The following is a 13,465-nucleotide window of genomic DNA, read 5'->3' on the forward strand; positions in this document are numbered from 1 at the left end:
CGTCCACCGCCTCATGATCGCGCTCGATCCAGGATCCAGTGGTGTCGCTCGCGCCCCGAGGCCACGACAACCAGGATCGAGCACGATCTCACCAGCGTGCGGGTGTCAGCGGCGGGGCCGGCCGGCCAGGTCGGGGACCGGGCGACGGGCGTCGGCCCGACGGCGGAGCACCTCGGCGGTCGGGCGGGCCAGTAGTGGGGTCACCACGGCGGCGACCAGGGCGCCGAGCAGTACACCCGCGACCACGTCGTGCGGGTAGTGCACGCCCACGAAGACCCGGGAGAAGGCGGCCAGCGCGGCCAGCGGCAGCGCGAGCAGGCCGAGCCGTCGAGAGAGCAGCAGTGTGGTGACCGCCAGCGCTCCCGCCACGGTGGCGTGGTTGCTGGGGAACGACCAGTCGCCCTGCGGTGGGCAGGCGCCCGCGATGATCGCCCGGCCGATCGTCCGGCACGGGCGGTCCTCGTCCACCACGGTCTTGAGCCCCTCGCTACAGGCGTACGCCAGGAAGGTCGGCAGCGGCGCGACCAGGGCGAGCGCCCGGTCGTGCGGGCCGCCGGCCAGGCGGCTCAGCGCGGCCACCAGCAGCAGCGCGCCGAGCAGGAGGACCACCCCCTCGGTGGCGTGCCCGACGAACCATTGCAGCGGTTGCGGGCTGCGGGCGGCGACGTCGACCACGTCGTGGTACCACTCGATGCTGATCTCTGGAACGTCCATGCTGCCGGTGTCGGCCATGAATCACCTCACCTGATGTTCATACCTCGTTCATGTTGGAGAAACCCTAGGAACGCGGCAGCAGGCGCCGCAGGGATCGAAGGTCAGACCAGCCACACGGCTTTCGTCCAGCAACCGCACAGGCGTCTCTGCTTGGCTGGGCATCGACGTCGGCATCGACAGGAGGCTCCGTGCACACCAGTTCGGCGACCGACCAGCCGCCGCCCGTTGACGGGACGGTGGACGACGGAACCTGGCGGATCCGGCGTACCCAGGCCGACCTGGACCGGCTCGGCGAAACCGAGTCGATCTTCGCGCTGGGCAACGGGTGGATCGGCTGGCGAGGCACCCTCGACGAGGGTGCGCCCTGCGAGATGCCGGGCAGTTACGTCAACGGCCTCCACGAGCGGCGCGAGCTGAGCTACCCCGAGGAGGGGTACGCGTTTCCGCAGGCCAGCGACACCGTCGTCAGCGCGCCGAACGCCGCGCTGATCCGGCTCTGGGTCGACGACGAGCCGTTGGACATCCGCACCGGGACACTGCACAGCCACGAGTGGGTGCTCGACCTGCGCGCGGGCGTGCTGCGCCGGGAGACCGAGTGGATCTCGCCGGCCGGGCGGAGGGTGCTGATCCGCAGCACCCGGCTGGTGTCGCTGCCCCGCCGCCCGGTCGCCGCCGTCCGCTACGAGGTCGAGCCGCTGGACGCCCCCGTCGACCTGCGGGTGTGCTCGGACCTGCTGGCCAACGAGCGGGTGCCGGAGCGCTCGGACGACCCTCGCGCGGCCTCGGTGCTGACCGACCCGCTGACCGCCGAGACGCATCGCGCGACAGGTCTCGACGGGGTGCTGGTGCACCGCACCGAGCGCAGCGGTCAGCGTGTCGCGGTGGCGGTCAGCCACCTGCTAAACGCGCCGGCCACGGTGACCGCCACCTGTGACGACACCCCCGACCGGGTACGCCTCACCGTGGCCGGCCGGCTGCACCCGGGCGAGCGGTTGCGGCTGACGAAGTTCGCCGCGTACGAGTGCGGGCCGGTCGACGGCGCACCGGCCGACGAGTTGGCCGACCTGGTCGCCGCCGAGGCGGACGCGGCCCGTACGGACGGCTTCGACGCCCTGCTCGCCGACCAGCGGGCCAGCCTGGACGCCGCCTGGCAGGTCGCCGACGTGCTGCTCGACGGTGACCCGGAACTCCAGCAGGCGCTCCGGTTCGCGATGTTCCACCTGATCCAGGCGGGCCGCCCGGACGGTGACCGGACCATCTCGGCCAAGGGGTTGACCGGCAACGGCTACGACGGGCACGTGCTGTGGGACACCGAGACGTACGTGCTGCCGGTGCTCACCTACCTGGCGCCGGCGGTGGCCCGCTCGGCGCTGGCCTGGAGGCACAACCACCTGCCGGAGGCCCGGGAGCGGGCCGCCGAGCTGCGGCTGACCGGCGCGACGTTCCCGTGGCGGACCATCGGCGGTCGGGAGTGCTCCGGCTACTGGCCCGCCGGCACCGCCGCGCTGCACGTCAACGGGGACATCGCCGACGCGGTGCTGCGCTACCTGGCGGCCACCGACGACCAGCGCTTCCTCGCCGAGGCGGGGCTGGAACTGCTGGTGGAGACGGCCCGGCTCTGGCACGGCTTCGGCCACTGGTCCGCAACCGGCGCGTTCCACCTGCACGGGGTGACCGGCCCGGACGAGTATTCCGCGCTGGTCGACGACAACGTCTTCACGAACCTGATGGCGCGGCGCAACCTGCGGGGCGCGGCGGACGCCGCCGAACGCCACCCCGACCTGGCCGACCGGCTCGGCGTGGACCCGGCCGAGATCGCCGGCTGGCGGGCCGCCGCCGACGCTGTCTTCATCCCGTACGACCGTGAGCGGGGAGTGCACCAGCAGGCCGCCGGGTTCACCGAGCAGCCGGAGTGGGACTTCGCGAACACCGACGAGGACGACTACCCGCTGCTGCTGCACTACCCCTACCTGGAGCTGTACCGCAAGCAGGTGGTCAAGCAGGCCGACCTGGTGCTGGCCATGCAGCTCTTCCCGGGCGAGTTCACCGCCGAGGAGAAGGCCCGCAACCTGGCCTACTACGAGGCCCGCACGGTCCGCGACTCGTCCCTGTCGGCCGCCCCGCAGGCGGTGCTGGCCGCCGAGGTCGGGCACCTCGATCTGGCGTACGACCTGTTCGCCGAGTCGGTGCTCCAGGACCTGGAGGATCTGGGCGACAAGACCGCCGACGGGCTGCACCTGGCCTCGCTGGCCGGGGCGTGGCTGGCGCTGGTGCAGGGCTTCGGCGGGCTGCGCGACGACCGCGGTGTGCTCTCCTTCGACCCCCGGCTGCCCCGGCGGATCGACCGGCTGGCGTTCAGCCTGCGCTGGCGCGGCGACCGGGTACGGGTCACGCTGACACACACCGAAGCTCGCTACGAGCTGCCCGACGCCGCCCCGGACGCCACCGTCGAGCTGTGGCACCACGGCGAGCAACTGCGGGTCACCGGTGCCACGCCGGTCACCCGGCCGATGCCGCCGGTGCCCGATCCCGGGCCCGAACCACCGTCCCCACCGGGCCGCCGCCCCACCCGCCGCTCGGCCGACTGACCCGCCGCGCCTCCCGGTCAGGCGGCCGCCGCGCGTCCCGGTCAGGCCGGTCAGGCCGCCGCCGCCAGGCCAGGTCGGCCGCCGGGTCGCGGCCCCGCTCAGGTCGGCGTGGGGCCGCCGGCCATTCGTTCGCGGACGGCCTCCAGCGCCTCGAAGGCGTACGCCCAGTTGTGGCACTTGAAGCTGCGCAGGCCGTCGATGGCGGTGTGACAGTCGGAGCACCGTACGCCGGCGATCGCGTCGGGGACCTCGGTGTTGACGTACTTCTGCTCGCCGAGGATGACGGTGGCGATCATGGCCTTGTCGTGCAGGCCGGAGAGCGCCGACGAGACGATGTCGTACCAGGTGACCCGCCGGCCGCACTTCGGGCAGTCCGGCTCGTCGCCGCTGACCCAGAGCGGTGCGCCGATGCTGCGCGCCGGCATGCCGAGCAACTTCTCCAACCGCCGGACGTCCGACTCGCCGGTGATCCACCGGTGCCGGCCGGGCAGCGCGGCGGGCGAGTCGTACACGGCGCGGAACAGGTCGTGGTCGACCCGTACGGTCTCCCGCTGACTGGTCATCGGCGTCCCTCCCCGGTGCGTCGGTGCCCCCACCGTGGTCGGCAGTGACCAGGGGTGCAGCCGGATCAACGACACGAGGGGTCAGCGGGTCGTCGCCTCGGGTGCTAGACATCGAGATCGGACCGCGTCGAAGGGACCCTTCGTGACCGACCAGCCGGCACCCGACACCACCGACGTCACCGCCCAGCCCAACGTCGCCCGGATGTACGACTACTTCCTGGGCGGCAGCCACAACTTCGCCGCCGACCGAGCCGCCGCCGACCGAGTCCTGGAGATCTTCCCGGAGACCGGGGTCGCCGCCCAGACCAACCGGCACTTCCTCCGCCGGGCCGTCCGGTACGCCGCCGAGCAGGGCATCCGCCAGTTCCTGGACATCGGTGCCGGGTTGCCAACCCAGGGCACCGTGCACGAGGTGGTGCGGGCCGTGGCACCCGACGCCCGGGTGGTCTACGTCGACTACGACGAGGTGGCTGTCTCGTACGCCCGGCGGTTGTTGGTTGACGTGCCCGGCACGGCGGTCGTGCGGGGCGACCTGCGGCGGCCGGACGACCTGCTCGCCCACCCGGACGTCCGTGGCACGCTCGACCTGGACCGCCCGGTGGCCGTGCTGCTCCTCGCGGTGCTGCATTTCGTGCCGAACGACGACGACCCGTGGGGTGCCATCGCCCGGCTGCGTGACGCCACCGTGCCCGGCAGCCAACTGGTGCTGTCGCACCTGACGCTGGACGGCATCCCGCCCGAGCTGGCCGAGCGCGGGCAGGCCGTGTACCGCAACAGCAGCGCCCCGCTGGTGCCCCGCACCCACGCCGAGGCGTTGCGCTTCTTCGCCGGGTACGACCTGGTGGAGCCCGGCCTGGTCGAGACCACCCGGTGGCGGCCGGACGGCGATCCGGAGACTGTGAACTCGCACGGCTACGCCGGGGTCGGCGTCCGCCGCTGACCCATTTTCGCCGCCAGCGGCGGCCCTCGGATGGTACGAACGGACGCAGGGCGTGCCACCGGGAGGAGCGCTGATGGTGAGCAGGCCCGAACGGCTGCTGCGGAGAAGTGACACGCCGCTCAGCGCCACGTTCCTGGAACTCTTCTTCGACCTGGCGTTCGTCCTCGCCCTCAGCCAGTTGGCCCAGCACCTGCTGCACGACCTCACCCTGGCCGGCGTGCTCCGCACCGCCATGTTGCTGGCCGGCGTCTGGTGGATCTGGGTGACGACCACCTGGTTCGCCGACTGGTACGACCCGGAGTCTCCGGTCGTGCGGGCGGTGCTGGTCGCCGCCACGCTGGGCAGCCTGCTGGCGGGGGTGGCGATCCCGCAGGCGCTGGACGGGCGCGGTGTGCTCTTCGCCGGGGCGTACGTCGCGGTCCACCTCATCCGGGGCACGGTCACCGTCGTCGCTCTGCGCGGCCACCCGCGCCAGACCCGGGCGCTGCGGATTCTCTGCTGGTTCAGCGTCTCCGCCGTGCCGTGGCTGGCCGGTGCGTTCCTCCCGCAGTGGCGGGTGCCGCTCTGGCTGCTGGCCCTGGCGATCGACCTCACCGGGCCGCGACTCGGCTGGCCCACTCCGCGGATGGGGTGGACCACCTGGCAGGAGCTGCACCTCGCTGGCGAGCACTTCGCCGAGCGGTACCAGCAGATCATGATCATCGCGCTCGGTGAACTCGTCCTGGTCGCCGGCCTGACGTACGGCGGCACCCGCCTCGAACTCCCGCAGACCGCCGCCTTCCTGCTGGTCTTCGTCACGGCGGTGTTGATCGGCCTGCTCTACGCGACGCCCGCCGGCCAGCGGCTGGGCCCGGCCATCGAGCACGCCGGCCCGTCCCGGCTCGGCGTCCTCACCGGATACCTGCACCTGGTGATGGTCGCCGGAATCGTGGTCACGGCCGTCGGGTCCGAACTGACCATCGCCCGCCCCACCGAGGTCGGCGACATGACGGTCGTCGTGGTCATCCTCGGTGGGCCGATGCTCTTCCTCGCCGGGCGGATCCTGTTCTCACTGGCGATCCACCGGCGGCTCTCCTGGCCGCGGGTGGTCGGCCTGTTGGTGCTGGCCGGCGCGGCGGCCGTTCTGCGGCTGCCGCTGCTGGCGGTCAGCGCGGTCGCCGCCGGGGTGCTGCTCGTGGTGACCGTTCTGGACCACGCCGGCATCGTCAGCTACCGGTCGCGATCCCAATGAGCGCGGGGGGTCGATCCCGCGTCGCTCTGCCACGCTGTGACCGCTTGCCAACGCCCAAGCTCAGCCCTTCACCGCGCCCGCGGTGAGCCCTTCGGTCAGGAAGCGCTGCCCGAGGGCGTACATGACGACCACGGGGATGCTGACCAGCAGCGAGGCCGCGGCGAGTTGTCCCTGCGGTACGACGTCTCCGGCGATCATCGACTGCATCCCCACGGGGAGCGTCTTGTACTCGTCCTTCGTGATGAACACGAAGGCGAAGAGGAACTCGTTCCAGGCATTGGTCAGGGTGAAGAGCGCGACCGCCAGCAGCCCTGGCTTGGCGAGGGGCAGCACGACCCGGCCGAACGCCTGGATGCGGGTGCAGCCGTCGACCAGCGCGGCCTCCTCCAACTCGATGGGGATCGACGAGAAGTACCCCACCAGCAGCCAGGTGGCGAACGGAAGCGTGAAGGTCGGGTACGTCACCACCAGCGACCACAACGAGTCAGTCAGCCGCGCGCCGATGAGCATCTGGTACAGCGGGATGAACAGCAGCGCGCCCGGCATCACGTAGGTGAGCAGCACCGTGACGGTAAAGCCCTGCGCCCCACGGAACCGCAGCCGGGCCAGCGCGTAGCCCGCCAGGGCGGCGCAGACCAGTGCCGCCGCGGTGGACGCCGCGGACACCAGAATGGTGTTGAGGTACCAGCGGCCGAACGGCTGGTTGGCGAACAGGGCACCGAACTGCTCCAGGGTCCACGGCGTCGGCCACAGGTCGTCTGTCCGCATGACGACCTGACCCTCGGACTTGAAGGCCGTGACGGCGATCCAGTACAGCGGGCCCAGCGCGAAGAAGAGCAACCCGGCCAGCACCACACCGGAGCCGAGGCCCGACACCAGGGACGACGCTCGGCGGCCGCCCCGGGACTGGAGGGCCGAAACCACCCGGCCGACCGCCGTCGCGACCAGCAGAATCACACCGAGGACCACCGCCGCCTTCCAGAAGATCTTCGGCGATGCCCAGACCAGCAGGCCGGTGACCGCTGCGGTGACGACCCACGGCAGCGCCCTCCGCGCCGGCCCGGTCCACCGCTGCGTCCCGAGCCACCGCGCTGCCCGGCGTCGCCGGGGCAGTTTGACGCCGGTGTCCTGGCGCAACAACCGGACCAGGATGAACACCAGTCCGCCGATGATCGGCAGCATGACGAGCGTGACCGCCGCGCCGGCGCCGTACTGCAACTGCAAAATCGCCTTCGAGTACGCGACGAGCACGTACGGCGCGGTCACGTCGCCCGGGCCGCCCTGCGTCAGCAACCAGACGAGGTCGAAGTTGTTGAACGTCCAGATCGACGACAGGGTCACCGTCACGGTGATCACGTGGCGCAGTCCGGGCAGCGTCACGTGGGCGAACCGCTGCCACGGCGAGGCGCCGTCGATGGTCGCCGCTTCGTAGAGGTCCGCCGGGATGGCCTTCAACCCTGCCAGGAAACACACGGTGAAGAACGGCACGCCCTTCCAGACGTTGACGAGGATGACCGAAGGCATGGCCAGCGACGGGTCGGACAGCCAGCCTGCGGGCCAGCTGTCGACCAGGTGCGCGCTGGCCAGCAGTGGCCCGATCCCCGTGACGGTGAGCAGTGTGTTGACACTGCCGAAGATCGGGTCGAGCAGCGCGCGCCAGCTGAACGCCGTCACCACCGTCGGCACCACCCACGGCACCAGGAGCAGCCCGGCCAGCACGGCCCGCCCGCGGCGCAGGTGGTGCAGCAGCAGGGCCGCCGCCAGCCCCAGCACGACCTTGAAAATCTCGGCGTACGCGGTGAAGACGAACGAGTTCACCACGCCCGTGTGGAACTGCTCGTCGCCGACGAGGGAGAGGTAGTTGCCCAGGCCGACGAACACGGTGTCCTGCCCGTGCCGTTCCGTGGTGCTGGTGAGTATCGACCGGCCGATCGGCACGAGGACGAGAGCGCCGACGAGCACGGCCATGGGCGTCAGGAACAGTGCCGCCAGTCGCCAGTCACGACCCAGTCGTCGCTGGGTCGCCGTGAGAGAGCCGGGCCCCGACGGCGGGGAGTTCCTCGCCGCCGTCGGGACCCGCGCAGGACGGACTGATCTCACTGCGGCAGCCCCTGCTGGTTGAAGATCTGCACCATCTTCGCGTGGGCGGCCTTCACGGCCTGTGCCGGCGCAGTGCCCTGAACGACCTGCTGCATCATGTCGGTGAGGACGTAGGCCGAACCCACCGCCTGCTGGCCCGCGCTGGCCTTCTGCGGGAAGGCCAGGCCGTTCTTCGTGTTCAGCGGCAGCGACAGTTGGGTGATCTTGCGCAGCATGGGGAACGCCGGGTCGCCGCTGGTGAAGAACGGGTCGGCATCCCAGACCTTCTCCCAGGCGGGCATCACCAGGCCGGGTGCCTCCTTCGCCACCCCGAGCAGCGCGGGCGCGCTGACCAGGTACTGCGCCAGGAGCTTGGCGAGCGCCGGGTTCTTGGCGCCCTTGAAGACAACGAAGCCCTGCGACTGGCCGAGCAGCAGGGGGTTGTCGGTCGCCGGCCCAATGCAGTCGGAGAACACGTGGGTGTTCGCGTGCACCGGGTTCTTCTTGGTCCTGGAGTCCGCGTAGACACTGAACTGGTTGCGGGTGTAGCCGAGGACCCCGGCGAGCCAGTTCTCGTTGTTGCTGGTGTCGGTCCAGCTGGCCACGCCCGGCGGCAGCATCGGCTTGTACTTGGGATTGGTGTAGATGTCGCCGAGGAAGGTCGCCGCCTGCACCGTCTCGGGCGAGTCGAACGTGACCTTCCGGCCGTCGTTGGAGGCGATCGACCCGCCGTAGGCGTTGATCAGTGCCTCGATCATGCCGTTGCCGTCACCGGACCGGTTCACCGTCATGCCCCAGCCGAACCGGCGCTTGCCCGGATCGGAGATCTCCAGGCACAGATCCCGCAGTTCCTCCCAGCTGTAGATGTCCTTGGGTGTGATGCCCTTGTCCTGCATCCAGTCCTTGCGCAGGAACGACCCGATCCCGATGAAGTGGTACGGGATCGCGAACCACTTGCCGTCGAAGACGCAGAAGTTCTTGGCCTCGGCGCAGGGTTCGCCGTACTTGGCCGTCAGTGCCTGGACGATGTCCGTCACGTCCTCCAGGTCGCCCAGCGCATGGAACTGCGCGACGAACCGTGAGTCGGTCATGAATGCCAGGTCACGCGCCACCCCACCCTTGACCTCGGCGTCGATCTTGGCCACCACGTCACCGGCGTCGGCCTGGACCAGGCTGTTCTCGATCTTCGTCCCGGTGGTGTCGGCGAACTTCTTGATCGAGCTGTCCAGGGCATCGTTCGCCGCTGTCGAGTACAACTTCTGCGACAGCATCCCCATCGCGGAGCCCTTCATCGCCGCGGCGGCGTCGATGAGCTCCTGCGGAACTTCCGGCTGCACCCTGGTGGGCGATTCGGAGGTGTCCCCGCACGCGGCCAGACCGGCTGCGCCGAGCACCCCCACCCCCATCCCCAGAAAGCCGCGTCGGGACCACAGCGGGTTGTCCTGCATGGAATTCGCCTCCTTCGTCTGCCGGCACCGCTGCACGCCGATGGCGTTCTTGGCGAACACCGCGATGCTCCTGCTCCAGGTGTGTCTCTGTGCGGGCTGTGACCCGCATCGATCAGGTTGGTCGTGTAGACCCATCAGGTGCATCGCGCCGTGACATCCGGGTCTCGGTTGTCGACGCCGTTCGCCGTGGTCACGGCCGGTGGGTACGCGAACCGTGCGAGTTCGGTCGGAGCGCCCCAAGAGTCCGGGCGAGCCTCGCGAGAAATTTCCCGTGCCGATCTCCGGGTGGCGCGACGAGCATGAACAGCTGGCGATCGGGCTGAGAAGGCGGCGCTGATGTTCCAGTTCGGTCCGGCCACAGTGGACTACCACCGTTCGAGATTTCGAACTGAGTTCGAGATACCGTATTGGGTGGACGCGACGCTAGAGCACTCCCGTCGGGAATGTCAATGTTTCGATGTGATTTCCGGCTGAAGACGTCAAGCCGGCTATCGAGACTGGGCCCGGTACCCCATCCGGGCGGACAGCGCGGCCGCGCCCTCGCGAACCAGCTCGACCCACTCCACCTGCGCCTGCGGGGTCCAGCGGATGATCGGCGCGGACAGGCTCATCGCGGCGATGGTCACGCCGGAATGGTCGCGGATCGGCGCGGCGACGCAGCGCATGGCACTGTCGGACTCGCCGACGTCGACCGCGACGCGCTCCACCCGGACACGTTCGAGATGCGCGCGCAGGAGGTCCGGGTCGGTGATGCTGTCCGGCGTCATGCCGAGCAGGGCGCCCTTCGTCAGGACGGCGTCCAACTCGGCCTGATCGAGGCCCGAGAGCAGGATCTTGCCGACCGCAGTGCAGTGGGCCGGCAACCGCCGGCCGACCGCGGAAACCATCCGGACGGGGTGCGTGCTGTCGAACTTCACGAGGTAGATGACGTCGGCCCCGTCGAGCACGGCCACGTGGACAGCCTCGTCGGAGGCGGCGGCCACGTCCCGCGCGACGCACTGCGCCTCGCGAACCAGGTCAAGTCGGCCGGCGAACGCCGCGCCGAGCTGGAACAGCGGCATGCCGAGCCGATACTGCACCGGCTGGCCCGGGACAGAGATCAAATACGAGCGAGCCTCTAGCGTGACGAGCAGCTCGTGAACGGTGGTGCGAGGCAGGTCGAGCCGCTCCATCACCTGACGGGCCGACAGTTGGGGGCAGTCCAGGAACAGTTCGAGGACGTCGAGTGCGCGGATGACTGCCGGTACCACACGGGGCATGTCGCTAGTCCCTTCGAAGTGCCAGAGCCGTGTCAACGATCTCCACACGGGCCAGCACCTGAAGAGGATAACTGCGAGCGCGCAGCCACCCCGACAGCGTGGACGATCTGGCCGCGCACGTCCGAGCGTGCGATCGATCAGCGCGGCGTCCAACTGCCGTCGGGGTGGCCGTTGTCAGGCGCCGTCCACGCCGTGGCCGACCATCTTCTCCGGCTGCACGACCTGTTCGAACTGCTCGGCGGTGACCTTGCCGGAGGTCAGGGCAGCCTCACGCAGCGTCAGGTCGTTCGCCAGGGCCAACTCGACGATCCGCGCTGCGTTCTGGTGCCCGATGAGCGGGCTGAGCGCGGTGACCAGCATGAGGCTCTCCCCGACGTACCCGGAGATCTTTTTGGTGTTGAGTTCTGTTCCTTCAACGCTGAAGGTGCAGAACTTCTCCATGCCGTCGCCGAGGATGCGGGCGGAGTGCAGGAAGTTGTTGATGATGAGCGGTCGCATCGCATTGAGCTCCAGGTTGCCCTGCGAGCCGGCGAAGGCCACGCCGCTGTCGGCGCCGAGCACCTGGACCGCGATCATCACGATCGCCTCGCACTGGGTGGGGTTCACCTTGCCGGGCATGCTCGACGAGCCAGGCTCGTTCTGCGGCAGCAGGAGCTCGGCAAGGCCGGTCCGCGGGCCCGACGCGAGCCAGCGCATGTCGTTCGCGATCTTTATGAGCGCGACGGCAAGGCCTCGCAGCGCACCGTGAGCGCGCACCATCGCGTCCAACGAGCCCTGCGCGGCGAACTTGTTCGGCGCGGTGACGAACGGCTTGCCGGTCAGCTCGGCGAGCTTCGCCGCCACGTCCCGGCTGAAACCCTGCGGCGCGTTCAGGCCGGTGCCGACCGCGGTGCCGCCGAGCGTCAACTCGTACAGACCCTGCCGGCTGTGCTCGATCTCGGCGATACAGGACCGCAGCTGGGCGGCCCAGCCGGACCATTCCTGGCCCACGGTCAGCGGAACCGCGTCCCCCAGGTGCGTACGGCCGATCTTGACGACACCCATCCATTTCTCGGACTTGCGCTCGATGACTTCGGCCAGCCGTCGGGCCTGCGGCAGCAGTCGATCGTCGAGCTCGGTGATCGCCGCGATGTGCATGGCGGTCGGGAACGAGTCGCTGCTCGACTGTCCCATGTCGACGTCGTCGTTGGGCCTGACCGGCTCCTGTGAGCCCAACCTGCCGCCGAGCAGCTGGATGGCCCGGTTGGACAGGACCTCGTTGACGTTCATGTTGCTCTGGCTGCCCGAGCCCGTCTGCCAGACGTAGAGCGGGAAGTGGTCGTCGAGTTGGCCGGCGATGGCCTCCTCGGCCGCCTGCACGATCGCGCGTGCCTTTCCCTCAGGCAGCAGGCCGGCAGCCTGGTTGACCAGGGCTGCGGCCTTCTTCACATAGCCGTACGCGTGGTACACCTCCTTGGGCATGAGGTCGTCGCCGATCGAGAAGTGCGCCAGCGAGCGCTGCGTCTGCGCGCCCCAGTAGCGATCGGCGGGCACCTCGACCGTGCCTATGCTGTCGAACTCGCGGCGGGTGCCGGTCGCCGTGAGGGCGACCGGCACGTTGCGCAGCGTCGGGACCTCGCTGCTCACGCCTGCAGCGCCTCCTTGAGGAAGGAGACCGCCTGCGCGACCGCGGCCTTGGCGGCGTTCGTGTCGTGCAGCGCGTTGACCATCACGAAGTCGTGGATGATCGCCGAGTACGTCACGTGGGTGACGGGTACGCCCGCGGCGCGCAGCTTGTCGGCGTACCCGGCGCCGTCGTCGTGCAGCACGTCCTCGCGGGCGTTGATGATCAGCGCCGGGGGCAGGCCGCGCAGCTGGTCGGGGGTGGCGCGCAGCGGCGACGCGGTGATCTGCGCCCGGTCCTGCTCGCTGGTGGTGTACTGGTCCCAGAACCACTTCATGCCGGTACGGGTCAGCCAGTAGCCCTCGGCCCAGCGGTGGTACGAGTCGGTGTCGAACCCGGCGTCGGTGACCGGGTAGAACAGCACCTGCGCCCGGAAGTCGACGTCGCCGCGTTCCTTGGCCATCAGGGTCAGGGCGATGGCCATGTTCCCGCCGACCGAGTCGCCGCTGATCGCGATGCGCGAAGTGTCCAGGCCCTCGTCGGCGCCGTGCGCGGCGACCCAGGCCGCCACCGCGTACGACTGCTCGTTCGCCACCGGGTACTTCGCCTCGGGCGAAAGGTCGTACTCGGGGAAGATCACGGCCGCGCCGGTGCCGACGGCGAGTTCACGTACGAGGAGGTCATGAGTGTGGGCGTTGCCGAACACCCACCCGGCGCCGTGCGTGTAGATCACGACCGGCAGTGGGCCGGTTGTGCCCCTCGGCTTGACGATGCGGGTCCGCACCGATCCGGTCGGCCCACCCGAGACGGTGATCCACTTGTCCTCGACGTCGGGCTTGAAGATGGGGCTGTCCTGGACCGCGTCGACGGTCTTGCGACCAACCTCGGGGTCGAGCTGGTAGAGGTAGGGCGGATTCACAGTGGCCTCGACGAACTCCTGGGCGGCCGGCTCCAGCGAGACGTTATGCGGGTTTGCGGACATGACAGTCCTCCTCGGACATCTGATCGGGTTGGTCTCGCCCCGATAGCCTGGCGGTACC

At 70.0% G+C, this 13,465-nt stretch carries 10 protein-coding genes; 3 read left to right on the top strand and 7 right to left on the bottom strand.

The features are described 5' to 3' along the window. Positions 1–105: 105 nt before the first annotated feature. Positions 106–732: a phosphatase PAP2 family protein gene (locus tag ABZ808_RS11010; protein WP_357003691.1), complete on the bottom strand. Its 627-nt coding sequence runs from the start codon at positions 730–732 to the stop codon at positions 106–108. Positions 733–902: 170 nt separating this feature from the next. Here ABZ808_RS11010 and ABZ808_RS11015 point away from each other — a divergent pair, with 170 nt between their 5' ends. Beyond that, a complete protein-coding gene (locus tag ABZ808_RS11015; protein ID WP_357003694.1) occupies positions 903–3,302 on the top strand; it encodes a glycosyl hydrolase family 65 protein in 2,400 nt (799 codons plus the stop codon). Positions 3,303–3,400: 98 nt separating this feature from the next. On the opposite strand, the gene ABZ808_RS11020 is transcribed toward ABZ808_RS11015, so the two are convergent. Beyond that, entirely contained in the window at positions 3,401–3,865 is a 465-nt protein-coding gene (locus ABZ808_RS11020; protein ID WP_357003697.1) for a hypothetical protein, read from the bottom strand. Positions 3,866–4,007: 142 nt separating this feature from the next. Here ABZ808_RS11020 and ABZ808_RS11025 point away from each other — a divergent pair, with 142 nt between their 5' ends. Both ABZ808_RS11025 and ABZ808_RS11030 read left to right on the top strand, forming a co-directional pair. Further along, positions 4,008–4,805 carry an SAM-dependent methyltransferase gene (locus tag ABZ808_RS11025; RefSeq protein ID WP_357003700.1) on the top strand — a complete coding sequence of 266 codons (798 nt, stop codon included), beginning with the start codon at positions 4,008–4,010 and terminating at the stop codon, positions 4,803–4,805. 73 nt (positions 4,806–4,878) lie between these two features. Beyond that, entirely contained in the window at positions 4,879–6,036 is a 1,158-nt protein-coding gene (locus ABZ808_RS11030) for a low temperature requirement protein A (RefSeq protein ID WP_357003703.1), read from the top strand. Positions 6,037–6,096: 60 nt separating this feature from the next. Here the strand turns inward: ABZ808_RS11030 and ABZ808_RS11035 are convergent, their stop codons facing one another. The 5 genes from ABZ808_RS11035 to ABZ808_RS11055 form a co-directional block, all read right to left on the bottom strand. Continuing rightward, positions 6,097–8,004 carry an ABC transporter permease subunit gene (locus ABZ808_RS11035; RefSeq protein ID WP_357003706.1) on the bottom strand — a complete coding sequence of 636 codons (1,908 nt, stop codon included), beginning with the start codon at positions 8,002–8,004 and terminating at the stop codon, positions 6,097–6,099. A gap of 128 nt (positions 8,005–8,132) precedes the next feature. Further along, positions 8,133–9,623 (bottom strand): extracellular solute-binding protein, encoded by a 1,491-nt coding sequence (locus ABZ808_RS11040; protein WP_357003709.1) that lies wholly within the window; start codon positions 9,621–9,623, stop codon positions 8,133–8,135. Between the two features lie 428 nt (positions 9,624–10,051). Continuing rightward, positions 10,052–10,858: an IclR family transcriptional regulator gene (locus tag ABZ808_RS11045; RefSeq protein ID WP_357003713.1), complete on the bottom strand. Its 807-nt coding sequence runs from the start codon at positions 10,856–10,858 to the stop codon at positions 10,052–10,054. 138 nt (positions 10,859–10,996) lie between these two features. Beyond that, entirely contained in the window at positions 10,997–12,448 is a 1,452-nt protein-coding gene (locus ABZ808_RS11050) for a class II fumarate hydratase (RefSeq protein WP_357003716.1), read from the bottom strand. Further along, positions 12,445–13,407 (bottom strand): alpha/beta hydrolase, encoded by a 963-nt coding sequence (locus ABZ808_RS11055; protein WP_357003719.1) that lies wholly within the window; start codon positions 13,405–13,407, stop codon positions 12,445–12,447. Before ABZ808_RS11055 ends, ABZ808_RS11050 begins: the two co-directional genes overlap by 4 nt. Positions 13,408–13,465 lie beyond the last annotated feature (58 nt).

The organism is Micromonospora sp. NPDC047527 (genome assembly GCF_040643015.1).
Lineage (GTDB): Bacteria > Actinomycetota > Actinomycetes > Mycobacteriales > Micromonosporaceae > Micromonospora.